The 24,057-nt window shown below is 58.3% G+C and carries 20 protein-coding genes and 1 riboswitch; of the genes, 14 read left to right on the forward strand and 6 right to left on the reverse strand.

The genetic code is table 11. From position 1 onward, the window contains the following. The first annotated feature begins 277 nt into the window (after positions 1 to 277). Together GOX45_RS04260 and GOX45_RS04265 are read left to right on the forward strand one after the other, a co-directional pair. Positions 278 to 1,186: a DMT family transporter gene (locus tag GOX45_RS04260; protein ID WP_171098352.1), complete on the forward strand. Its 909-nt coding sequence runs from the start codon at positions 278 to 280 to the stop codon at positions 1,184 to 1,186. A 277-nt stretch (positions 1,187 to 1,463) separates the two neighbouring features. Beyond that, positions 1,464 to 2,237 (forward strand): hypothetical protein, encoded by a 774-nt coding sequence (locus tag GOX45_RS04265; protein ID WP_171098354.1) that lies wholly within the window; start codon positions 1,464 to 1,466, stop codon positions 2,235 to 2,237. 35 nt (positions 2,238 to 2,272) lie between these two features. Here the strand turns inward: GOX45_RS04265 and GOX45_RS04270 are convergent, their stop codons facing one another. Together GOX45_RS04270 and GOX45_RS04275 are read right to left on the reverse strand one after the other, a co-directional pair. Beyond that, complete coding sequence (locus GOX45_RS04270; RefSeq protein ID WP_171098356.1) at positions 2,273 to 2,962, reverse strand: glutathione S-transferase N-terminal domain-containing protein; 690 nt, start codon at positions 2,960 to 2,962, stop codon at positions 2,273 to 2,275. Positions 2,963 to 2,985: 23 nt separating this feature from the next. Continuing rightward, complete coding sequence (locus GOX45_RS04275; protein ID WP_171098358.1) at positions 2,986 to 3,921, reverse strand: alpha/beta hydrolase; 936 nt, start codon at positions 3,919 to 3,921, stop codon at positions 2,986 to 2,988. A gap of 131 nt (positions 3,922 to 4,052) precedes the next feature. Next, positions 4,053 to 4,130: riboswitch (SAM riboswitch) on the forward strand. 63 nt (positions 4,131 to 4,193) lie between these two features. On the opposite strand from GOX45_RS04275, the gene metZ reads away from it, so the two are divergent. Together metZ and folE2 are read left to right on the forward strand one after the other, a co-directional pair. Further along, positions 4,194 to 5,384, forward strand: a complete 1,191-nt coding sequence (metZ, locus tag GOX45_RS04280) for an O-succinylhomoserine sulfhydrylase (RefSeq protein WP_171098361.1) — start codon at positions 4,194 to 4,196, stop codon at positions 5,382 to 5,384. 186 nt (positions 5,385 to 5,570) lie between these two features. Next, positions 5,571 to 6,674, forward strand: coding sequence for a GTP cyclohydrolase FolE2 (gene folE2 / locus GOX45_RS04285; RefSeq protein ID WP_171098363.1), 1,104 nt, complete (start codon positions 5,571 to 5,573; stop codon positions 6,672 to 6,674). A gap of 410 nt (positions 6,675 to 7,084) precedes the next feature. Here the strand turns inward: folE2 and GOX45_RS04290 are convergent, their stop codons facing one another. Next, positions 7,085 to 7,453, reverse strand: coding sequence for a hypothetical protein (locus tag GOX45_RS04290; protein WP_171098365.1), 369 nt, complete (start codon positions 7,451 to 7,453; stop codon positions 7,085 to 7,087). Positions 7,454 to 7,471: 18 nt separating this feature from the next. Then, complete coding sequence (locus tag GOX45_RS04295; protein WP_171098367.1) at positions 7,472 to 7,762, reverse strand: hypothetical protein; 291 nt, start codon at positions 7,760 to 7,762, stop codon at positions 7,472 to 7,474. A 95-nt stretch (positions 7,763 to 7,857) separates the two neighbouring features. Here GOX45_RS04295 and GOX45_RS04300 point away from each other — a divergent pair, with 95 nt between their 5' ends. Continuing rightward, a complete protein-coding gene (locus GOX45_RS04300) occupies positions 7,858 to 9,306 on the forward strand; it encodes a TrkH family potassium uptake protein (RefSeq protein ID WP_171098369.1) in 1,449 nt (482 codons plus the stop codon). Next, a complete protein-coding gene (locus tag GOX45_RS04305) occupies positions 9,306 to 10,883 on the forward strand; it encodes a 5-guanidino-2-oxopentanoate decarboxylase (RefSeq protein ID WP_171098371.1) in 1,578 nt (525 codons plus the stop codon). The genes GOX45_RS04300 and GOX45_RS04305 overlap by 1 nt, the downstream gene beginning before the upstream one ends. 52 nt (positions 10,884 to 10,935) lie before the next feature. On the opposite strand, the gene GOX45_RS04310 is transcribed toward GOX45_RS04305, so the two are convergent. Beyond that, on the reverse strand, positions 10,936 to 12,672 hold the full coding sequence (locus tag GOX45_RS04310; protein WP_171098373.1) for a serine protease: 1,737 nt from the start codon (positions 12,670 to 12,672) through the stop codon (positions 10,936 to 10,938). Positions 12,673 to 12,880: 208 nt separating this feature from the next. Here GOX45_RS04310 and GOX45_RS04315 point away from each other — a divergent pair, with 208 nt between their 5' ends. Then, positions 12,881 to 13,810: a glycine--tRNA ligase subunit alpha gene (locus tag GOX45_RS04315; RefSeq protein WP_171098375.1), complete on the forward strand. Its 930-nt coding sequence runs from the start codon at positions 12,881 to 12,883 to the stop codon at positions 13,808 to 13,810. Between the two features lie 8 nt (positions 13,811 to 13,818). On the opposite strand, the gene GOX45_RS04320 is transcribed toward GOX45_RS04315, so the two are convergent. Further along, positions 13,819 to 14,451, reverse strand: coding sequence for a MarC family protein (locus GOX45_RS04320; RefSeq protein WP_171098377.1), 633 nt, complete (start codon positions 14,449 to 14,451; stop codon positions 13,819 to 13,821). Between the two features lie 78 nt (positions 14,452 to 14,529). On the opposite strand from GOX45_RS04320, the gene GOX45_RS04325 reads away from it, so the two are divergent. The 7 genes from GOX45_RS04325 (at position 14,530) to folP (ending at position 24,057) form a co-directional block, all read left to right on the forward strand. After that, entirely contained in the window at positions 14,530 to 15,051 is a 522-nt protein-coding gene (locus tag GOX45_RS04325; RefSeq protein WP_171098379.1) for a DUF6446 family protein, read from the forward strand. A 9-nt stretch (positions 15,052 to 15,060) separates the two neighbouring features. Next, positions 15,061 to 16,272 (forward strand): sodium/glutamate symporter, encoded by a 1,212-nt coding sequence (gene gltS, locus GOX45_RS04330; protein ID WP_171098381.1) that lies wholly within the window; start codon positions 15,061 to 15,063, stop codon positions 16,270 to 16,272. A gap of 9 nt (positions 16,273 to 16,281) precedes the next feature. Further along, positions 16,282 to 18,501 (forward strand): glycine--tRNA ligase subunit beta, encoded by a 2,220-nt coding sequence (gene glyS / locus GOX45_RS04335; protein WP_171098383.1) that lies wholly within the window; start codon positions 16,282 to 16,284, stop codon positions 18,499 to 18,501. 68 nt (positions 18,502 to 18,569) lie between these two features. Continuing rightward, the gene (locus GOX45_RS04340) at positions 18,570 to 21,131 is read left to right on the forward strand and encodes a pyruvate, phosphate dikinase (protein WP_171099241.1); all 2,562 of its coding nucleotides are present in this window, start codon (positions 18,570 to 18,572) and stop codon (positions 21,129 to 21,131) included. Between the two features lie 186 nt (positions 21,132 to 21,317). Beyond that, positions 21,318 to 21,959, forward strand: a complete 642-nt coding sequence (locus tag GOX45_RS04345; protein WP_171098384.1) for a cell wall hydrolase — start codon at positions 21,318 to 21,320, stop codon at positions 21,957 to 21,959. A gap of 179 nt (positions 21,960 to 22,138) precedes the next feature. Then, positions 22,139 to 23,059: a dihydroneopterin aldolase gene (locus GOX45_RS04350; RefSeq protein WP_171098386.1), complete on the forward strand. Its 921-nt coding sequence runs from the start codon at positions 22,139 to 22,141 to the stop codon at positions 23,057 to 23,059. Positions 23,060 to 23,061: 2 nt separating this feature from the next. Further along, positions 23,062 to 24,057 carry a dihydropteroate synthase gene (gene folP / locus GOX45_RS04355; RefSeq protein WP_171098388.1) on the forward strand — a complete coding sequence of 332 codons (996 nt, stop codon included), beginning with the start codon at positions 23,062 to 23,064 and terminating at the stop codon, positions 24,055 to 24,057.

A 24,057-nucleotide genomic window follows, 5' to 3' on the forward strand; every position in this document is an offset into this window, starting at 1 on the left:
GCGTACCGCTCTGACCAGTCCGATTTGCCAGTCGTTGCAGCATGGCCCGGTTTTCTTTCCAAATGTTCCGTTTGTGTTCCAAAGATGCTGCATGAGTGCGCGTACTGTCGCAGGTCAGTGGGTTTGTGCGTCAGGGCTTGCGATTCCGATAGTGTTCAATTGCGGTTTCAGCCGATGAAAAAGCTCTGAATTGCAGTGTTGATTTTCGATGTAGAATCGGTGCCTGTATTTTGCTCAGCATCCGGTAACGGGCGTTGACCTTGTTATCGGAGCCCAAATGGCCGCGTCTTCCCAAGATCACTCGCTTGCTGCAGCAGGCCTCATGATCGCCGCCATGGCAGTGATTGGGGTGATCGACAATTACATTGCACCTTTGGCGCGCCATGTCGGGCTTTGGCAGTTTCACTTCACGCGTGCCTTGTTTGCTCTACCCCTGGTCTTGTCGCTGTCGCTGATCGGGCTGGGCCGGTTGCAACCAATGCGTCTTTGGGCGGTGGCCTTGCGCAGCGCGCTTGTTGCGACTTCGATGCTGTTTTACTTCACCGCGCTGGCCATGATGCCAATTGCCGAAGCGCTGGCCGGGCTGTTTACGTCGCCGATTTTCATATTGTTGATTTCGGTCGGAGCCCTGAGGCAGCGGATCGGGATCTGGCGCATTTTTGCGGTCCTTCTTGGGTTTCTAGGCATTGTTCTGGTGCTGCAGCCAGATCCCCGAGATTTTGACGTCACCGTCTTGATCCCCATCTGCGCTGGTTTTTTCTATGCTTTAGGTGCAATTACAACGCGTAGCCTGTGCCGCGGTGAAAGCACTGTGGCCTTGCTGGCGGGTATGTGGATCACGCTTGGAACGATCGGGGCCTTGGGCTCGGTCGCCTTGTCGATCTGGCCTCAGGTTTCGAGCGGAGATGAGGTTCAGTTTTTCAATCGACCTTGGGTTTGGCCGATCTGGCCGGCCCTCCCTTTGATCGTACTACAAGCCGTGGGGTCGGTTGTCGCCGTGTTCATGATTATCAAGGCGTATCAGTTGAGCGAGCCAAGCTATGTCTCGGTTTTTGAATACTCTGTCATGATATTTGGGCCGCTTTTTGCATGGATCGCATTTGGTCAGCCTGTTGGTGGGTGGCAGGTGCTGGGGATCGTGTGCATCGGCTTGGCCGGGACCATTATCGCTCTGCGATCACGTTAAGTTTAGCGGCCCGAACGCAAAACACGAGAGTCACGCGACTCAATGCCCTGATTTTGCCCGATTCATCGTTCAACTATAGGTTAAGTTTGGGTATATTTTGATGAATAACAAGTATTTGTATCGATTGTTTCGACTAAGGCGATTAATTACTGTCAGTTTGGTCTTGCTCTTCACCCAATGGGCCTTGGGGTGGTGGATCTTCGGATCTTCGACGCTGCTGAGCCATCCTTTTTTGATCTACTCAGCCGCTCTATTTTGTACCGCAGTAATCTTTGCGATGGTTCTTATCTATCCTCGAGTCTGGGTCGAAACGATATCGACGGTGATGGTTCTGGGGTTGGTTCTCATGCTCTTGCCCGTGATCGAGCATTTGCCCGATATCGCGTCTGAACGCAGCCGTGGTTTTGCGATGATTTGGACCACGCTTGGCACATTGCTAGGGGCTCTGTTCCTTTGGTTGGGGTTGAATTGGCTTCCCACGCTTTTGATCGAACTGCCATTTGGCGCGCGGCAATGGCGTTCAAGCATATGGTTTGAAATCTCCGCAAAGGACGCGATGAAAGCGTTGAAGGCCAGCCCCAACACCGACAACGGGCGTACCCACTATGGACCGCTGGAAAGCGACGGGATGTTCTGGGCATGCACCCGCATCAATTCGGTCGACCCGGTAAGCCATAACTCCGATGTTCAGGAATTGTCTTACAAGTGCAAGATCGAACAGGAGAGTGAAAGTCATCAAGTGATAACGGTGGTTTACAAAATCGACGGTGAACCCATGGTGGATGTCGAACACACGCGCGTGCGCCAAATCGGTCGTCAATGCTTGTGCGAAACGCGTACGATCAAGAGCCGGCGGAACCTGTTCGAAGATATCGGATTTTGGCTTCAGGACTATGGTGGCGACCATATCTACGGACGCCTTGCCCGCGCTTCAGGGCAGGATTCCATCGCCTTGGTTGACGTGCCGTATCAAAGCCCGCTTGTTGGCTTGGCCCGGTTTTTCGAGCGGTTCGACAATTCGCATCCCGACAACCGAAGCGGACCGATCTAGCGGGTTCAACCGGTCAGCAAGGCCAGAGTCGCGTCCTAACGTTTGAATAAAACGCTTTGGGATTGTTTGTCCCTGTGATCTCCACGCAATTCCGCGTGCAATGCGCGACCGGCCTGAACGGCGGGGCGAGCACTGACCGTCTCGAGCCAGCGCGCGAAATGCGGCTTGTCGTGCAAGACCTGCTGTTGACCTTCCCACAAGCTGGCCCAGCCCCAGATCGAAATATCCGCGATGGAATAGAAATCGCCCGCCACAAATTCATGGTCTGCCAGTCGCCGGTCGAGGACGCCATAAAGGCGCGACACTTCCGAGCGGTAGCGATCCTTGGCATAGGGCAGGTCCTGCGGCGGATCCAGCTGCGGGGCGTATTTCAGAAAGTGATGCGCTTGTCCGGCCATTGGACCGACACCGCCCATCTGCCACATCAGCCATTCTTCGACAGCGATCCGATCACGCTCGGTCGTTCCATAAAACCGCCCGGTCTTGCGGGCGAGATACATCAGGATCGCACCGCTTTCAAAGACCGATACCGGCGCCCCATCTGGGCCGTCATGGTCCACGATTGCTGGCATCCGGTTGTTGGGGGCGATTTTCAGAAACTCGGGATCGAACTGATCCCCTTTACCGATGTTGATCAGATGCGTGGTGTAGGGCAGGTCCATCTCTTCCAAAGCGATGGATGCTTTCCAACCATTTGGCGTGGGCCAGAAATACAGGTCGATCATGAGCGCTCCTTGGGTTGAGGGGATCATGAGGCTTTCTGCGCAAACGGCAAGAGGGCGCGTGGCTTTGGAGTGGCAAAAAGACGTGACCAACGATGCGCGTGCGCGTTGGGTAGGCCATGGCGCAGTGCGGCCAGTGACAGCCGCTGTGGTTCGCGCAACAGGGCATTATAGACCCGCAATGCCCCTGGCCGCGTATAGCTGGACCAATGGCAAACGCGGCGCTGAGACTGACCGATGGGTGCGATCATATGCGAAAGATGCGCCAGTGTCGTATTGCAGTCGATCTGAAGTGTCACTGCATTTTCAGCGTCGATCCCCGCGCCAACGCTGCGGTCACCAGGTTGGGGAGGTTGCACCAGTTGCTCATACAGAAAGTCAAACAGATCGTTCTCGCGGCTGGTGATATTGATCAGTTCTGATCGACGCCCCGCTTCCGAGGCCAGGGCTGCCAAAACCCGAGCGCGATAAGTGGCACCGGTCATTGAGATGATGCGCTTCAATGCGCCCGGACAAATGTGGTGCAGTGCTTCGATAGCCAGTTCTACACCCATCGAATGGCCGATGAAGTGAATAGGGCGGTCCGGGTTGAGCCGGTGTAGCTTATTGATCACATCAGCAAGCACCCGCCCGGCCGATTGCGCCCTGCGCTGCGCGGTCCAAAGCGGGCCGCGCGCATTCCAGCCGAAGGCAACGGCCAGACCTTCATCGGTAAAGCCCGAGCCGAAACCCAGATGTTGAGGCCAGCTTGGGCTGTAATCCGGCAAGGCGCGGGGACGTAGCGCCAGGATATGACGGTGCGGGCAGGTTGCGGAATTGTCGGGCATGTATTTGTACCCATGGGTCATGATGATGACCGGGCCCCTGATATCCTGCGTTTGCTGCAAGACGCTTTCGACAAGGCGCGAGCTGCGATGCAAAACCGCACGAGGTCCCTCAGCATTGATCCTGATCATTGGCATGGCGCTGCCTCACACAAGATATTGTGGTGCCGATTTCTCATAACGCTATGACGTTTCGGTGAACGATGGATTACAGAACCGTGACGATGGGTCTGTCGGGGTTGACGAAGCCCGGACCGAGGCGTAATGGCAAGCCACCACGTGGCGATTTGTTACCGGATTGCGGGCCACGCTAAACAACACCGCTAAAAGGTCAGGATGAAAGACCCCTTTCGCTTGGCCGCGTCTGGGGTTTTTTGTTTGCCTCCCACAGCGAGGCTGAAAGGAAAGACATGAGCGAGAGCTGGAACAAACGCACGCAAGCCGTCCATGGTGGCATTCGTCGCAGTCAATATAACGAGGTCAGCGAGGCGATTTTTCTGACCCAGGGGTTTGTCTATGACACTGCCGAGCAGGCCGAGGCGCGGTTCATCGAATCCGGCCCGGATGAATTCATCTATGCCCGCTATGGCAACCCGACAGTGTCGATGTTTGAACAGCGCATCGCCGCGCTTGAGGGTGGCGAGGATGCCTTTGCCGCCGCCTCGGGCATGGCGGCGGTGAACGGGGCGCTGACCTCGATGTTGAAGGCGGGTGACCATGTGGTGTCGGCCAAGGCGCTGTTTGGGTCGTGCCTCTATATTCTGGAAAGCATCCTCACCCGCTTTGGGGTTGAGGTCAGCTTTGTCGACGGGACCGATCTGGCCGACTGGGAGGCCGCCATCCGGCCTGACACCAAGGCCGTGTTCTTCGAATCCATGTCGAACCCCACGCTTGAGGTGATCGACATCGCATCCGTGTCCAAACTGGCCCATGCGGTGGGCGCCACGGTGATCGTGGACAATGTGTTTTCGACCCCGGTCTTCTCGCGCGCCATCGAACAGGGCGCTGATGTGGTCGTCTATTCGGCCACAAAACATATCGACGGGCAGGGGCGTGCGCTGGGTGGTGTCATCATTGGCACCAAAGAGTTTATTCGCGGCACGGTTGAGCCCTATATGAAACACACCGGCGGTGCGCTCAGCCCGTTCAGTGCCTGGATCATGGTCAAGGGGATCGAAACCATGGCGTTGCGTGTGAATGCACAAGCGGACAGCGCCCAGAAGATCGCCGAAGCATTGGACGGCCACGATGCATTGGAGCGGACGCTTTACCCGGGCCTGAAGACGCATCCTCAGAATGCACTGGTGCAGGATCAACTGGGGGGCAAGGGCGGCACGGTTCTGTCTCTGGACATCAAGGGTGGCAAGGACGCGGCGTTTGCGTTCCTGAACGCTTTGACCATTCCGGTGATCTCGAACAATCTGGGTGATGCGAAATCCATCGCTACCCACCCGGCGACAACCACCCATCAGCGCCTCAGCGAAGAACAGCGCGATGAGTTGGGCATCACCCCGGGCCTGATCCGACTGTCTATTGGTCTGGAAGACGCAGATGATCTTCTGGCAGACTTGCGTCAGGCCCTAGCGGCATCTCAGCGCTAGGCACTTGCTCGGGCGGGGACACTGCCCGAGCCGTTCAAGCCCTGTATAAATGACGTTTTCGCTCGCTAAGTGGCGGATTTCTGCAGTTGATTTCGATCCAGGCTGCTATTTCACACGTATGAGAGTATACTGGTATGTCTTCCAATACCGTCTATATTCGGACGGTGAGCAAAGGAACTCTTGCGTATGAACCTGCACCCGCGTGACCTGGGCAACGCGCCCGATAACGATGAAGCTGCTGCTGCGCTTGATGTGTTGCGCAAATGGGCGGCCTCGGCAACCGAGGCTGAGATCACGCAATTGGACCCTGCGGTAGCGCGCTTGGTCCCGGGAACGGTACCAGACAACTATCCAACTCTCTCGCGTGATTACCCCGAGGGTTTTGTTGTGGATGCGGCATACAAATCATCACTGCCGGATCTGCAAAACGGGCCGTCCAGCCTGATCCGAGGCGCCAAACAGCAAATCCAGCATGTGGGTATATCGAACTTCCGCCTGCCAATCCGGTTTCAGCGCAAGGAAGGTGGTGATCTGACGCTTGAGACGTCGGTGACGGGTTCTGTCAGCCTTGAGGCTGAGAAAAAGGGCATCAACATGTCCCGGATCATGCGCTCTTTCTACAAGCATTCCGAGCGGACGTTCAGTTTTGAAGTCATGGAAGCGGCGCTGGACGATTATATGACCGATCTCGACAGTCTGGATGCACGGATTCAGATGCGGTTTTCTTACCCCGAGCGGATCGAAAGCCTGCGGTCGGGTCTGTCCGGCTATCAGTATTACGACATCGCGCTGGAACTGGTTGAACGCGGTGGCGAGCGGCTGAAAATTATGCATCTCGACTATGTCTACTCCTCGACCTGCCCATGTTCGCTGGAACTGAGCGAACATGCACGCGCGACACGCGGACAATTGGCCACACCACATTCGCAGCGCTCTGTGGCGCGTGTTTCCGTTGTGGTCGACTGCAATGCGGATTGTTTGTGGTTCGAGGACCTGATTGCCTTGTGCCGCCGCGCTGTTCCGACAGAGACGCAAGTTATGGTCAAGCGGGAGGACGAACAGGCCTTTGCCGAGTTGAACGCGGCCAATCCGATTTTTGTCGAGGATGCAGCCCGTCTGTTCTGTGCCGAACTTCTTGCCGATCATCATGTCGGCGATTTCCGCATTGTAGCCAGCCATCAGGAAAGCCTGCACAGCCATGATGCTGTATCGATTCTGACCGAGGGCCCCACCTTCGACAGTGCAAGTCTGGACCCACGTTTATTCTCGACTCTGTTCCACGTTGGATGAGTTGATCCGCGAACCGATTGGAAACCGGTGAAAAAAAGGGCGATGGGCGCCTTTTTGCCGCAGTGCAGCGGGAAATGCTGCGTTGCGGCTGAAATTTCGGTATGCTGCGACAGAGAGCAGGTGCCGCAACCCATCAGATCTTGCCGCACCGCAGCCTGAAAGGACGTCGGGACGTGCAAGGCCAAGGACCGCGACTGAGCGAAACCGCCCCGATAAATGGGGTGTCCGTATCCCATTCTTCACTACTCGGCTGCCTCAGTTTCACAGGAGAGACATGTGATGAACCCGATTTCCCAACCCCTTGAGTTCCAGGCCGCAGCCATTCGTGTGGCCGGGTATGCTGTCGTCAGCCAGATGAAGATCATGCAAGTCATGGCGCGCTCGGCGATCGAGCTGCCTATGGCTCCGGTTCATGCCTTGCATGCGGCAGCCTCGGCCCCCGCAAAGACAGCCCCGAAACCCGTCGCAAAAAAAGCCGCACCAAAACCTGTGGCCAAGAAAGCTGCGCCGACCAAGCCAAAGCCGGTGGCGAAAAAGGCCGCGCCGGCCAAACCCAAAGTGGTGGCAAAGCCCGCAGCCGTGGCTAAGCCTAAACAAGCTGCACCCAAAGTTAGAACCCCGCTGACAAGCAGGGCCAAGCCCGTTGTTGCGAAACCGACCGAACAAAAGCCGACACCTGCTGCCAAGGCGTCCAGCACCACAGAACCGTCAAAGCCAACAACCAAAGCTGCACCAGTGAAAGCCCAGCCGAAGGCAGAGGCACCAGAGCCGACAGCCAAAGCTGCACCAGCGAAAGCTCAGCCGAAGGTAGAGGCGCCAAAGCCGACAGCAAAAGCAACTGCGGCAAAAACGGCCCCGGCAAAGACCAGCCAAGCTCCAGCAAAAGCAGCGACCCCGGCAAAAGCGGCATCGGCGCCTACAGCGCCGGCCAAAGCACCTGCAAAGCGGACGCAAGCCAAAACCACAACGGCCAAGCCCGCAGCCGCGCCCAAGGCACCCGCGAAGGCAAAGACGGCGTCAACTGCGGCTGTTAAGCCGTTAGAGCAGAAGGAAAATCCTCCGGTTCGCCGCGCACGCGCGCCGTCCAAGCCCCCGGCGATGCCAGCAACATCTGCAAAAACCCAAGACTGACTTGGGATCAAGCGCTTGACACGGTCGGGCAGGCACGCCAACGCTGCCCGACATGATGGATCTTCGCCCGGTCGGATATGTGATTGGCTTGCTGGTCGCCATTCTTGGGGTGACCATGCTGCTGCCCATGGTGGCAGACCTGATCGAAGGTCGGAGCGAATGGCATGTGTTTCTGGAAAGCGCAATCATCACGACCCTGACCGGGGTTGTGATGGCTATGAGTTGCGCAAACGGAGTGGGCGAAGGGCTGACCATCCGCCAGACCTTTTTGCTGACGACCGGCGTCTGGGTGGCGCTGCCGGTGTTTGGTGCTATCCCGTTTTTATACGGTGCCACTGAACTGCGGTTTGTCGACGCCTATTTCGAAGCGATGTCCGGCCTGACCACGACAGGCTCGACGGTGATTTCCGGTTTGGACGATCTCCCGCAGGGATTGCTCTTGTGGCGTGGACTTCTGCAGTGGCTGGGCGGCATCGGTATCATTGTTGTTGCCATGGTTTTTCTGCCTGAACTGCGCGTCGGTGGCATGCAGATCTTCCGCTCGGAAGGGTTCGAGACCATGGGGAAAATCCTGCCGCGTGCGCAGGAAATCGCCGGGCAAATCTCGTTGATCTACGTGTTCCTCACGGTTGTATGCGCGTTTGTCTATGCCGGTTTTGGCATGGGCTTTTTCGATGCGGTAGTGCATGCGATGACCACAATCGCCACGGGTGGGTTTTCGAACTATGACAGTTCCTTTGCAACTTTCTCGGGACCCATGGAATACGCGGCGTCGGTCTTCATGATCCTGGCGGCGCTGCCCTTTGTCCGGTACGTGCAACTGGCCAATGGCAGCACCAGTTCCTTGTGGAAAGACAGCCAGATACGAGCCTTTCTTGCCACGATTCTTGTGCTGGTCATTGTGATGTCGGTGTTCCTGACCTCGGTCTTTCCGCATCATTGGGAACAAGCGGTGCGCGAATCGCTGTTCAACATCACCTCGATCATCTCGGGCACGGGCTATGCCAGCGTCGACTATATGCTCTGGGGCAGTTTCCCAGTGATGCTGTTTTTTCTGATCGGGTTGATCGGAGGCTGCGCGGGATCAACCGCCTGTTCGATCAAAGTCTTCCGCTATCAGCTGCTGTTTGCCTCGATCAAAACCCAGATCAATCGCATCCGGTCGCCTCATGGCGTGTTTGTCCCCACCTATGACGGGCGCAAGATCAGCCGGGATGTTCTAACCTCGGTCATGAGCTTTTTCATGTTCTTCGTGCTGTCCATGGGTGCGCTGTCTTGGGCTCTTGCTCTGACGGGGCTCGACTTTATCACCTCGGTCTCGGGTGCCGCGACCGCTTTGGCCAATGTGGGGCCGGGGCTGGGCAGCCAGATCGGCCCAGCAGGCAATTTCGCGGGGCTCAACGATACGGCCAAGTGGCTGCTGACCATCGGTATGCTGGTCGGGCGGCTGGAACTGCTGGCCGTCTATGCAATCTTTACTGTTCAATTCTGGAGAGCTTGATGAAGAAACCCTTGGGGGCGCAAATCTCGCATATGCTGCGGGATCGTGGGGTCGAGGTGATATTTGGTATTCCCGGTGTACATAATCAGGAGATGTATCGCGGTATCGAAGAGGCCGGGATCACTCATGTACTTGCGCGGCACGAGCAGGGCGCGGGCTTCATGGCCGATGGATATGCGCGGGCCACAGGTAAGCCGGGTGTCGCCTATGTGATCACCGGGCCTGGCCTTTGCAATATCATGACGCCGATGGGGCAGGCCTATTCGGATTCGGTACCGATGTTGGTTTTGTCCTCTTGTCTGGATGAAACACAGGCCACGCGCGGGCAGTTGCATCAGATGAAGGATCAACGCGCCGCTGCCGGAACGGTGGCCGATTGGTCTTCTCAGGCGGAAAGTGCGGCAGCGGCCTATGGGTTGGTTGAACGGGCATTCGAAGAATTTGCCCTGTCGCGCCCACGTCCCAAGCATATCCAGGTGCCGATCGCTCAGCTTGAGGCCGACGCAGAAGCCGCTCCGTTTCCCAACCAGGATGCGCTGCGGGTGCAGGCCTTACCGCCGGATGTCGCTCCGGTTCTGTCGATGCTGAACATTGCGCAGAGGCCCTTGTTCATTTTGGGGGGCGGTGCAAAGTCGAACCTGTGGCGTCAGATCCTGACCCAGCTGGGCGCGGCCTGTTTTACCACATACGCGGGTCGAGGGCTGGTTGGGTCAAATTACCCGCTGGATTTTGGTGCGATGCTGCCGCGACCGGGCAGTGCCGAGGTGATTGCATCTGCGGATCTGGTGGTCGCCGTCGGCACAGAACTGGCCGAAGTTGACTTGTGGCGCGACGCGTTGGGCCATACCGCGCAATTGGTGCGCGTTGATCTGGATTCCGAAGTGCTGTCTGACCGCCATCGGGCAACGATCAAGCTGCAAGCGGATGCGGAAAGCTTTGCCCATGCGCTGTGGGCTGTGGCGGATCAGGCAAAACCCTCCACTGGCTGGAGTACGGATGAGGTCGCCCACGCACGCGCGCGCTGGCGCGCGGAGGTCGATGCAGAGCGTCCTGGGATCGTGCCAGTCATCGATGCCCTGCGCGAAGCAATGCCCGCGGACACAATGATCTATTCGGATATGACGCAGTTCGCTTATGTCGCCAAAGAGGTCTGGGACATGGCTGTCCCGTATCACTGGCACCATCCGACCGGTTTCGGAACACTGGGCTATGCGCTGCCCGCTGGCATCGGTGGCGCAGTTGCGCGGCGAGAAAAGCCAACGGCGGTTATCGCCGGGGACTATGGCTTTCAATACACGCTGCAAGAGCTTGGCACGGCGGTGGAACTTGGCCTATCGCTGCCAATCATCCTGTGGGACAACGGCAAGCTGAAAGAGATCGAAGACAGCATGGTGCGCGGCCAGATTGCTCCCAACGCGGTCATCGCGCGCAACCCGGATTTCGGAAAGCTTGCCGAAGCCTATGGTGCGCTGTCGGCACGACCGACGGACCTCGCCGCACTTCAAATAAAGGTTCGTTCTGCGTTCGACGCGCCCGTGCCCACATTGATCCATGTGACGCCGGACATTCTGGGATAAAAAAGGGCGCCGCAATCTTTTGCAGCGCCCCAAATTACTCAGAGTAGTCAGATTAGTCCCAGCAATGCACCAGAACCGTCATGCCATTGGCGCGGCGGCTCAGTTCATTGGGGGTTATGCGCGTTTCGCTCTGTCCGGCCTGTCCTGCAACACCGGCTTTTTCCAGCACCGCATTCAGGCTGTCCACCGATGCAGCGAGGCTGACGCTGGCGGGCAAGGCGCGGCCTTCGGTGGGGGTGGGCAGCAACATGCCGACCACGTGGCCGTTATCGTCAAAGACAGGGCCACCCGCGTCGCCGGGCTGTGTACTCATGGTCAAGCGTTTCACACCGCTTTCGCCATTCAATCCGCGAATATCGGCGACTTGTCCGAAGGTCAGCGTGGGTGCACCCAAAGCGCCTTCATACGAGAACCCGGATGCCGCAATTTCGGACTGGATGCGGGGCGTCACGGGGCTGAACTCGGCCACGTTGATCGGTGCCAGGGTCTGACTGGGTCGCAAGACAGCAATACCCAGTTCCGCGTCGCTCCAGGCCACCTGCAATTGCTGATCCCCGTCGAGCGTGATGCGCGCGCAACTGTCTGCGGCCTCGGCCACGGTCAGGACGATACCCGAAGTATCGGCAAAAAAGCCCGAGCGCGAAACGCGCGGTTTGCGGATTTGCAGGCCCGAGACCAGGTCGATCCGCTGATCAGCGTCAGCACCTGCTGCAGCGTCCAGTACTGCATCTGTTGTGGCATAGCTGTTTGTCATGGCGGCCAGAACACGCGTGCGTCTTGCGTCATCGCCTTCGGGCCAGACCAGGGTAAAGCCTTTGATCTTGCCGTCTTCCAGCTGTGCCTGCGTATAGGACACAATACCGTTGCCGCGCCCTTCGATGGTAAAACGGTTGTTGCGCAGCTCTCTGGGGCCGTTCAGCGGGATGATCTCAAGCGATTGCATCACCTCGTAAAGCGCCTGCAGCGTGGCTCGGTTGCCTTCCTGGCTGATCAAAAGCGCCTGCGCGTCCAGATCTGAGCTGGCTTTGAAATGCGCAAAGGGGGCTTCATACCGGTCAAAGGCCAAAACGCCCAGCGGCAGGTCCAAAGACATTCCGGCCTGCGCATCGCTGTGGCGCGCCATGCCAACGCTAATCAGCGGGGCATTGAACTCGCCCATCAATGTCTTGCGTTGCAGCGTCGTAAGGACACCCGTGGCCTCAAACCCGTTGAACCGCTGCCATTCCGCCATCGAACGCCGTGTGCCAGCACCAAAAGCGCCGTCGATTGTCGATGCGTAGTAACCGCCAGCTTTCAATGCCGTCTGCAGATCGCGACGCTCTTGCGCGCTGAGCAACCGCTCACCTTGCAAAGCTTCTGCGCGTGTTTCGTCCGAGGATTGAACGCTCAAACCAAGCTGCTGGTTTGGTTCAACTGCCGGTTCCACCGGGGTCGAGATGACACCACGGTCCAATACATTTGCGCCAACCGGCCAGAATTGCTGACCCAACTGGTTCGACAGGGCGATGAAACTGTCGCCGGGTATTTGCCCTTCGGCTCGGTAGACGCGCAAGACCTGTTCCGCATCCGCGCGCAGGTAGGGGCCGATGACAATAGCGTACCACCCGGAATTCAGGCGAAACCCGTTCACATCCGGTAGCAGGTCACCATAGGCCTGCGCCCGCTCTTGGGCTTCGAAAAGCGTTGGGCGCGCTTCGACTTGCACCCATACGCCCTGATCCTCCTGGGCTTGCGCAGCGCCCAGACCAATGGTGAAGATAAAGAAAATTGCAGCAAATACGCGTGTCATTGTCTGCCCGTTTTATGCAGTGTTTTTGTCTGAGGCGCAGGTTACGCGATTTCAGCCCCCGAACGCCATGCCTGTGTTACGGGGAATTTGCACTGTGGCCGCGCAGTGACAACCTGTGTGCAAAGGCCCGTTGACGCCCATGGACCCCTTGCATAGGAAGGGCAAAACCGACCGGAACCGGGTGCCCGATGCGCCCAAAGGGAATGTCATGACCGAACCGTCCAGTGCGCCACGCTCTTTTCAGGAAATCATCCTGCGGCTTCAGACCTATTGGGCCTCGAAGGGCTGTGCGATCCTGCAGCCCTATGACATGGAGGTCGGGGCAGGGACGTTCCACCCGGCCACAACACTGCGTGCTTTGGGCTCCAAGGCCTGGGCTGCGGCCTATGTACAGCCGTCACGCCGTCCGACCGACGGACGCTATGGTGAGAACCCCAACCGGTTGCAGCACTATTACCAGTACCAGGTGCTGATCAAACCCAGCCCGCCGGATCTGCAGGAGCTGTATCTGGGCAGCCTCGAGGCCATCGGCATCGATATGGAGCTGCATGACATCCGCTTTGTCGAAGATGACTGGGAAAGCCCCACGCTCGGCGCCTGGGGCCTGGGGTGGGAGGTCTGGTGCGACGGTATGGAGGTCAGCCAGTTCACCTATTTTCAGCAGGTCGGTGGCCATGACTGCGCGCCTGTCTCGGGTGAGTTGACCTATGGGCTGGAACGTCTGGCGATGTATGTGCTGGGCATCGATCATGTCATGGATATGCCCTTCAATGATCCGCAGTCGCCCAGCCCGCTGACCTATGGCGATGTCTTCAAACAGACCGAGGAAGAATACGCCCGCTGGAATTTTGACGTCGCTAATACCGAGGTTCTGCTGCGCCATTTCGAAGAGGCCGAGGCCGAATGCGCGGCCATTCTGGCGCAAGAGGATATCGACCCCAAGACCGGGAAACGGATCATCATGGCTCACCCAGCCTATGACCAGTGCATCAAGGCCAGCCATATGTTCAACCTACTGGACGCGCGGGGCGTGATCTCGGTAACCGAGCGTCAGGCCTATATCGGGCGCGTGCGGGCTTTGGCCAAACAATGCGCAGATGCATTTGTTCAGACCAAAGCGGCCGGGTTCGAGGCCTGATGGCCGCCTTAGGCCAAGCCGGGCAGCAACACTTTCAAACCGTCTGCGATCATGCTGATGGCAATGGCCGACAAGATCATGCCCATAAAGCGGCTCATGATCACGCGGGCCGTGTCCGACAGATGGCGCGCAATGGCCGCCGCGTTCCAGAAGGTCACGAACAGCAACAGGACAACTGCTCCGAAAACGCCGGCATAACCAAGCGCTTTGACGGGTTTGTCAATCTGGTGCGCATAAAGGATCAGTGTCGTGATCGTGCCGGGCCCGACCAGAATTGGAAAGGCCAGCGGGTAAAAGGCGACCGTTGCGGGCTCGGGATAGGCATCCTTTTCCCCCGTTGTTCCATGATGCGAGCTGCTTTCATGTCCGTTCAGCATGTTCAACCCGATCATCAGAACAACCAGCCCACCTGCCACCCGCAGATGGTTGACGCTAATGCCGAACAGACCCAGGGCCTGGTTACCCACGGCTGCAAAGGCGCTTCCCAAGATCAGGCAATAGACGGCCGTTTTGACCGCAACCTTGCGCTGATCAGCAGGGGTCAGGCCATCAGTAACGCTCAGGAACACCGGCAGGTTGGTGATCGGGTTCATGATCGCAAAAAGGGCCCCGAAAAACCCGACGATAAATGTGGTGTCCATCTTCAAAGCCCTATATCTGAACGGGTTAACTGGGAAACTGTCCGATTTATCTCGAAGATGAAAGAGGTTGCGTAGGTCATGACCGGCAAACTGCTTGCGATTATCCTTTTGGCCTCAGCCGCTTTGGCCGGTGGTGCGATGTATTACCTGCAGGTCTATGGGTTCTATTACGAGGTCGAGGCGCAACCCGGGCAAGATGTGACCTTGCTGCCGCATGATACAGATACGCCAGTCACCATTTCTTACGAGCAGTTTCAGGCTATTGACGCGGACAGTTCTCCGATCCGGTATCGGGCCTGTTTTCAAACCGAATTGGGGTTTGATCAGTTGCAAGCCTATCAACGTGTCGAAAACCCTGAACCGCTTACTGCGCCGGGATGGTTTGACTGCTATGATGCGGTCGAACTGGCGGATGATCTGAAATCCGGGCGGGCGCAGGCGTTCCTGGGGGCCAAAAACATCCGCTATGGTGTCGACCGGATCGTAGCCATCACCGAAGATGGGGCAGGATATGTCTGGCATGCGCTCAACAATTGTGGGGAAAAGGCCTATGACGGGACAGTGGTTGGCGAAGAATGCCCGCCGCGTCCGGAAAGCTGAAGTACAGCCATGAGTTATGCGGTTGAAATCCCGCAGTTTCTAACCGCAACCCTTGGTTTTGCGGTCTATCTGCTCGGCGCCGAGCTTAATGCGCGGGTGGCTGTTCTGCGACAGTTCAACATCCCCGAGCCGGTAACCGGTGGGTTGCTGGCCTCGTTGGTGGTGTTGGCGCTGTACCTGGTTTTTGGGCTTGAGCTGTCGTTTGAGCTTCAGACCCGGGATTTCCTGCTCGTCCTGTTCTTTGCGGGCATCGGGCTGAATGCGCGGATCGCTGATTTGATTTCGGGTGGCAAGCCCTTGTTTTTACTTCTGATCCTCACTCTGACGACGATCGCCGCCCAGAACGTAATCGGTGCGGTGGGCGCGACGATCTTTGGCTATCCGGCGCAGGCGGGTGTCCTGTTTGGCTCGGCGGCGCTGATCGGGGGGCACGGGACAGCCATCGCCTGGGCCCCGGCGGTAGGGGACGCTACCGGGCTCGACGGCGCGACCGAGCTGGGCGTGGCCGTCGCAACGCTGGGCCTGGTTCTGGCGGCCCTTGTGGGTGGCCCAATCGCACGGCTGTTGATCGAGGGCCGCAATTTGTCGCCGGAGCGACCGGATGAAGAACTCATCGTCGGGCTGCCGGACCAGGCCGGGAAGAGCAAATCGCAGATTGATCACCTCACGATCATGCGGGTGCTTCTCTATCTCAATATCGCGATTATCTTCGGCTATATGCTGAACGAGGTTATCCTGGCGGCTGGCCTCAAACTGCCACTTTTCGTGCCCTGTCTGATCATGGGGATCGTGATCGCCAATCTGCGCACAGCGCTGTTTCCTTCGGCACCGCCGGTCTCGCAGACGCCCTCGCTGGCGCTGATATCCGAATTTGCGCTGGGGGCCTTTCTGGCCATGTCACTTATGAGCCTGCAACTTTGGACCATTGCCGAACTTGGTTTGGCCATTGCCGTGATCATGACCGCGCAAACCCTGTTCACTGTGGTCTTTGTGATCTGGGCGCTGTTTCCGATTATGGGGTCGAACTACCGCGCCGCCGTTCTGGCTGCAGGCTTTGGCGGCTTTGCTTTGGGCGCCACACCCACAGCGATTGCAAATATGACAGCCGTAACCAAGCGATATGGCCCGTCGCCTATTGCCTTTATCGTGCTCCCCCTTGTATCCGCATTCTTTGTGGATATTGCCAATGCCATCGTCATCCAGACGATTGTAAATTTCTAAGGACCGAAAATGCCCGACCTGCTGATCGAACTGTTTTCCGAGGAAATCCCCGCGCGCATGCAGACCCGCGCCGGTGAAGACCTGAAAAAGCGGATCACCGATGGTTTGGTCGAGGCCGGTTTGACTTATTCCGGGGCCGCCGCCCTGACAACGCCGCGTCGTTTGACCCTAGCGGTCGAAGGGCTGCTGTCTGAAAGCCCCACGGTACGCGAAGAACGCAAGGGCCCCAAAGTGGGCGCGCCGGACAAGGCCATCGAAGGCTTCCTGCGCGGCGCAGGGCTGACCCGTGATCAGTTGGAAGAGCGTGAGACCCCCAAAGGCGCGGTCTATTTCGCCATGATCGAAAAACCGGGCCGGCCGGCGGCTGAGATCGTGGCCGAAGTGGTTGAGGCCACCATTCGCAACTTTCCTTGGCCGAAATCCATGCGCTGGGGCAGTGGCCCTATGCGCTGGGTACGTCCGCTGCACTCGATCCTGTGCATTCTGAGTGATGAGACAGGCGCGCAGATCGTGCCGCTTACAGTCGAGGGGATCACGGCCGGAGACAGCACGCAGGGTCACCGGTTTATGGCGCCAAACCGGTTTTCTGTAACCTCCTTCGAGGATTACGCCGCCAAGCTCAAACGCGCCTTTGTGGTTTTGTCGCCCGAAGAACGAGCCGAGTATATCTGGAACGACGCCCAGAACATGGCTTTTGCCGCCGGTCTTGAGGTGGTCGAAGACAAGGGCCTGCTGGCCGAGGTTGCCGGGCTGGTTGAATGGCCTGTGGTGCTGATGGGGCAGATCGATGACGAATTCCTCGACCTGCCGCCCGAGGTGCTGCAAACCTCGATGAAAGAGCATCAGAAGTTCTTTTCAGTGAAGAACCCCAAGACCGGGCGGATCGAACGGTTCATTACAGTGGCCAACCGCGAAACCGCCGATAATGGCGCGACCATGCTGGCAGGGAACCAAAAGGTGCTGTCGGCGCGTCTGGCGGATGCGAAATTCTTCTGGGAGAATGACCTGCGCGTCGCCAAATCGGACATCACCCAATGGACCCGCGCGTTGGAGAATGTGACCTTCCACAACAAGCTGGGCACACAGGCCGAACGCATCAACCGCATCGCCGCTCTGGCCCGCGAGCTGGCCCCGGTGACAGGCGCGGATGCGGATCAGGCCGAGAAAGCCGCGCGTTTGGCCAAGGCCGACCTGAGCTCTGAGATGGTTTATGAATTCCCGGAACTTCAAGGGCTTATGGGGCGGTATTACATCGAGGCCGCAGGTGAAGACGCCGCCGTAGCCGCGGTGGCGCAGGAACACTACTCGCCGCTGGGCCCATCGGATGACGTGCCCACCGCACCTTTGTCAGTGACCGTTGCACTGGCCGATAAGCTGGACACGCTGACCGGGTTTTGGGCGATTGATGAAAAGCCCACCGGATCGAAAGACCCGTTTGCGCTGCGCCGTGCGGCGCTGGGGGTTATTCGGTTGATTTTTGGCAACGATCTACATCTTCGGTTGGATCGCTTTTTTGACAGTCAGTTGGTTCGGGCGGAAAGCGCCATCAACGACGCACTACCGGATGCAAATGTCCGCGATCTTCTTGAAGAAATCGCGCGTCATGGCGTTTTTGGTGGAGCTTTTCAGACCGTCAAAGAAAAAATTGGCGGATTACCTGCGGCGGCATTTCTTGAGTTAGAGAAAAAGGTTCCCGACGCATCCGACGACCTCCTCTCTTTTATCCATGACCGTCTCAAGGTCTTTCTGCGCGATGAAGGCATCCGCCACGATATCATTGACGCCTGTATCGTGATGGACGGCAATGACGACCTCAACCTGCTTGTCAAACGCGCGCGTGCGCTGAATGCGGTGATTGCGACCGAGGATGGGGAAAACCTTGTGCAGGGCTTCAAACGCGCCAACAACATCCTGACGCAGGCCGAAGAGAAGGACGGGGTCGAATACTCCTATGGCGCGGATGTGAAATTTGCCGAGACCGACAGCGAAAAGGCGCTGTTCAGCGCTTTGGAACAGGCTGAAGATCAGATCAACGCGGCGCTGGAGGGTGAAGATTTTCCGACGGCGATGGCAGCTATGGCGGCGTTGCGCGGGCCGGTGGATGCGTTTTTTGAGGATGTGCAGGTCAATACCGACAATGACATCCTGCGGCGCAACCGTCTGAACCTGCTCAGCCAGATCCGGCAGATCTGTTCGTCGGTTGCGGATTTGTCGAAGATCGACGGCTAAACCCTTGGGCGCGCGAGCGGACGCGCCCAGATCACCCTTGCGTGACCGGCCCATCTGCCTATGCTGCGGTGAAACCAAAAGGTGCCGCAGTGCAGAATAATCCACATACCACTCTGATCACCTCTGACGCGCCGGTCGCAGCCAATACCCATGGCGGGCGGGCGAAATGCTTGCAACGCTTGGTGCGGCTGGACATGCCGGTGCCCCGGACTGTGGCGCTGTCGTTTGAGTCGGTGCACCAGATTGCGAATGGGAATGTGCCTGATATCTCGGCGGTGTTAGAGCAGTTCGAACCCACCGCGCTATTGTGCGTGCGGCCCAGTTCCGAAGATCCCGATTGGGGCGGACCTGGCGCTGTTTTGAACATCGGCATGAATGACGCGCGGTATCTGGACTTGTCGGCGGATATGGGCCGCGACGCGGCTGCGGCGCTCTATCTGCGATTTGCGCAAAGTTACGCGACCCATGTGGCGCGTCTTGACCCGGATGTCTTCGACGATATCGACGCTGATGGCCGCGAAGGTCTGAGCCTGACGCTGCGCGCTTACGAGGATGAGACCGAAGAAGCCTTCCCTCAGGAGCGTGGGGAACAGCTGGTCGGAGTTCTGCGCTCCATGGCCCGCGCGTGGGAGGGCACATCAGCCCGGCTGCTGCGTCAAGCCAAGGGCGCGCCTGCGGATGCGGGGCTGGGCCTGGTCATTCAGGAAATGATTCCCGGTGTCGGGCAGGGCGAGTGTGGCTCGGGCGTGTTGCAACTGGTTGATCCGGCCACGGGAAAGCCGCAGATCACCGGGCGATACCTGAGCCAAAGCCAGGGGCGCGATGCGTTGGGGGAAGGCGTCTCGGCCCTGTTTTTGCAAAAGGATGAGCGCGGCCCCTCGCTGGAAGATGTCGCGCCCGAGGCGTTTTCCGACCTCAAGGCCCATGCGGCGCTGATGCGTGAGAAACTGCGCGAAGAGATGCAGGTCGAGTTCGTTGTCCAGAACGGCAATGTGCATATTCTCGACGGCGTCCGGGTTCAGCGCGGATCGCGCGCAGCGGTGCGGATTGCCGTGCGGCTGGCCGAAGACGGAATCATCCCCCCACAAGAGGCGGTGATGCGGATCGATCCGCATTCGCTGAACGAGTTGCTGCACCGGCAGGTTCATCCCGGCGCCAAGCGAGACGTATTGACCACCGGCATTGGTGCCAGCCCGGGCGCTGCGACTGGCCGGTTGGTCTTTACTGCTGCCGAAGCACAGGCCAGCGCGGCGCGGGGGGAGCCCTGTATTCTGGTGCGCCGCGAAACATCGCCCGAGGATGTGCGCGGGATGCATGCGGCGGTGGCGGTTCTGACCGAAAAGGGCGGCATGACCAGCCACGCGGCAGTGATCGGGCGCGGGCTGGGTCTGCCCTGTATCGTCGGGGCCTCGGAGATGCGGTTCCAGACCAAGTTGAAACAACTAACCGCCCCCGATGGCCGGGTGTTCAAGACCGGAGATGTCCTGACGATCGATGGTTCGTCTGGGCAGGTTCTGGTGGGTGAGCCAGCCATGCTGGAAGCCGCATTGGATGATAGTTTTCAAACGCTTATGGGCTGGGCAGATGCCGAGCGTGACATTGCCATCCGCGCCAATGCCGATACGCCCGCCGACGCGCAGACCGCTCGAAACTTTCAGGCCGAAGGGATTGGTCTGTGCCGGACGGAACACATGTTCTTTGATCCCGGCCGTTTGACGGTAATGCGCGAGATGATCTTTGCGCAGACGCCCTCGGGCCGGGCGGCCGTGTTGGAGCGCTTGCTGCCGATGCAACGGCAGGATTTTGTCCAGCTGTTCCGCATCATGGAGGGTCAACCGGTCTGTATCCGCCTGTTTGACCCGCCGCTGCACGAGTTCCTGCCCACCACCCGCAGCGGACAGCGGGAAGTGGCTGAAGCATTGGATCTGCCTGTGTCGGATGTCGAACGACGGGTGGATTCAATGAGCGAATACAACCCGATGCTGGGGCTGCGCGGGGTTCGTCTGGGTGTGACTGTCCCCGAGATCTACGACATGCAGGCCCGCGCGATCTTTGAGGCGACGCTGGAGGCGTCAAAAGACGGCGCGCCGGTTGTGCCCGAGGTGATGATTCCTCTGGTCTCGGCCAAGCGTGAGGTTGAGCTGGTCAAGGCACGTATCGACAAGGTCGCCACCGAAGTTGCGTCGGAACAGGGCCAAGAGTTCGACTATCGTCTGGGCGTGATGGTCGAAACACCGCGCGCATGTTTGCGGGCGAACGAAATCGCGCCGCACACTGCCTTTATGAGTTTCGGGACCAACGACCTGACGCAGATGACATATGGCCTGTCGCGCGATGACGCGGGCCGGTTCATGTCGGCCTATGTGCGGTTGGGCGTGTTCAATGAAGATCCGTTTCACGTGCTGGATGCAGATGGCGTGGGCGAGTTGCTTCGGTTGGGAGCCGAGCGAGGGCGGGAGGCGCAGCCGGGTGTAACCTTGTCGGTTTGCGGTGAACATGGCGGCAACCCCGAATCAATTGCGATCTGTCGCGCGCTTGGATTCGACTATGTCTCATGTTCGCCCTTCCGGGTTCCGGTGGCTCGGCTGACTGCCGCTCAACTGGCGATTTCTTCTAAACTTGGGGGTTGACGCGGCTCAGGCCCCATAGAAATAGTAGCATCGCACACGCGCCATTGTTGAAAGTTTTTAACCGCGTGAGCAATTTTTTACTTGCATTTGCCGAAAAACTGGACGTTCGGCGAATTGTCGGCTATCAGCCTCGACGCGCCCGCCGGGGGAGGGTTTGGCGCGTATGTGCCTGTGCGAGGTTATCTGATGAAGAGCTACATATTGGCTGTTGCCGTTTCGGCAGCAACCGTGCTGCCCGGTTTGTCATATGCAGACCGGCAGACCGTTGAATCGACAAAGGAAGAACTGGTCGCCCGCAATGAGCTGCCAGCACAAAGCTTCAAAGACTATCTGACTCTGTTCAAGCCGCGCAAAGCGCCGGAACAGATTGAAATGAGCTATACCAAAGACTGGTTGGACCAGCAGCCCGATGCCACCGGAGATGAGCATTTCCGTTGCTTGGCCGAAGCGCTGTATTTTGAGGCACGCGGTGAAAGCGTGAAAGGCCAGTTCGCGGTGGCAGAGGTTATTCTGAACCGTGTCGACAGCACGCGGTTCCCCGACTCGCTGTGCGGTGTGATCCAGCAGGGTACTGGCAAGAAATACCAGTGTCAGTTCACTTATACTTGTGATGGCCAGAAAGAGGTCATTCATGAGAAACGCGCCTATGAGCGCGTCGCCAAGGTTGCACGTGCCGCGATTGATGGGCTGACCGAGGATCTGACCGAGGGGGCTACGCATTACCACACCAAGGCAGTGCGTCCGTCTTGGTCGCGCGTATACAAGGAAACCGCGCGGATCGGTGTGCATATCTTCTATCGCCACAACTACCGGACAGCCAGCAACTGACCAAAGCGCCATCGCGGATTCTGCGGTGGCGTAGCGCGATGTCGTTGACAGATGATGGGGCGTGCGTTGTCGATGGACGACGCATTCAGTGGCTGGAATGGCGTTTACAAGGGTGTTATAGGCCTGCAGACCGCCTAGAAGGGGCGAACTGATCAGCCGAGGCCAAAGAGGCGAGACCCATGAGTTCCGAAATCCGCCTTGCGTTTGCGCACCCGTCCGAGCGATCCGAAGCTACCGCGCCGCGTGGGCCGCTGGACCGGATTTCTCTGCGCGATCATATTGTCGACGTCGAGATCGGGGCGTTTCAGGCCGAGCGTGGCACCACTCAGCGTATCTGCTTCAACATCGTTGTCGAAGTGCGACCTTTGACCGGCCCTATTGATGACGATGTCGATCGTATCCTGTCTTATGACAAGGTGACCGAGGCCATTTCTTTTGAGCTGGCGGCAGAGCGGCTGAACCTGCTCGAAACACTGGCAGATCGTGTGGCCGAGCGAATTTTACTTGAGCCACAGGCTGTAAGAGCCTTTGTTCGAATAGAAAAACTTGATCGCGGTCCGGGCGCGCTTGGGGTTGAAATCGTACGTGGCAAAGACGCAGTTGACCCCGATTTGGTCGAGGAAGAACGCCCGCATCCCCGTTTGGTATTTTTGTCCAATGAAGCGATAGCGTCGGACAAGCTGACAGGCTGGATCGATCAGTTGGAAAGCCGTCAGCGTCCGCTGATCCTTTGTGTTGGTGCCGCTGATCTGCCTGTATCACAAACCGGTCACGCGATGACCCAGCGCCGCATCGACCTGCTGGCAATCGAACAGAACGCCTGGGTTCTGGCCGCGCGTGATCATCGCTGTGTTGTGGTCTCGACCCGGACCGAGTTGGATTGGGCGATGCGCAACGGTCAAATCTGTGTCTGGGCACCGTCCAAGATCGTGTTGGATGCGGTGGACGGGCCGTCTGCGGCCCCGTCAGATGCTGTGGCCTTGGCCGCGTGGTTTGCATCGACGTTTGAAGCCAGCGAAATGATGGTGATCGGAGGCGAATTGCCGGATGCGCCAAAAACGCCTTTGCGCGCGGTATCTGTCGATCAGAAAACCCTGTGACAATGTATTTCCGCCCGCTGGTTCAACATGGTCCTGCACGTCCAAACGGGGCTGTGCCTTTGGCGGGGCGGCAGGATCTGTGGTTTACCCATGCCGAGCAATTGCAACGAGGTAAACCTGCGCAGGTCGTGCCTGTGCCGGACTTGCCCAGCGGCTGGCAAGATCGCCTGACGCGTCCGCGCGCCTCAGTTGCGGCACTGGATATGTCGCAGCCTCAGATTATGGGGATCTTGAACGCGACCCCCGACAGTTTCTCGGATGGCGGGTTGCACAACTCGGTTGAGGCGGCACGAGATGCGGCCCGAAATATGGTGCAAAACGGCGCCAGCATTCTGGATGTTGGCGGAGAATCCACGCGGCCCGGCGCAGATTTTGTTCCCGAGGACGAAGAGATTCGGCGGACCCGCCCGGTGATCGAAGCGATCCGCGCCGAGACAGAGGCTGTGATCTCGATCGACACACGTAAAGCTTCAGTCGCGCAGGCCGCGTTCGAGGCAGGGGCAGGGCTGATCAACGATGTCTCGGGCTTTACCTTTGACCCCCAGCTTGCACCTTTTTGTGCAGAACACGATGCCCCGGTTTGTGTGATGCATCTGCAGGGCGATCCGGCAACGATGCAGGATGACCCGCGTTATGAGGATGTCTTGCTGGACGTGTATGATTTTCTGGCGCAGCAGATTGAGCGGCTAATCGCATTGGGTCTGAAACATGAGCGGATTATTGTTGATCCCGGTATCGGATTTGGGAAGACCCAAGAGCATAATCTGGAACTTTTGAGAAATATCAGCCTTTTCCATGGGTTAGGGTGCCCAATCCTGCTGGGAGTGTCGCGTAAGGGGCTGATCGGTCAGATTGGGAAAGAGCCACGCAAGGATGCGCGCGCGCCGGGATCAATCGCTGTGGCTTTGGCCGGATTGTCTCAGGGTGTGCAGATCATTCGTGCGCATGATGTCGCTGAGACCGCTCAGGCCTTGCGTCTGTGGGCTGCCGTCCGGTAA

It is taken from the genome of Ruegeria sp. HKCCD7255 (assembly GCF_013031565.1).
Taxonomy (GTDB): domain Bacteria; phylum Pseudomonadota; class Alphaproteobacteria; order Rhodobacterales; family Rhodobacteraceae; genus Ruegeria.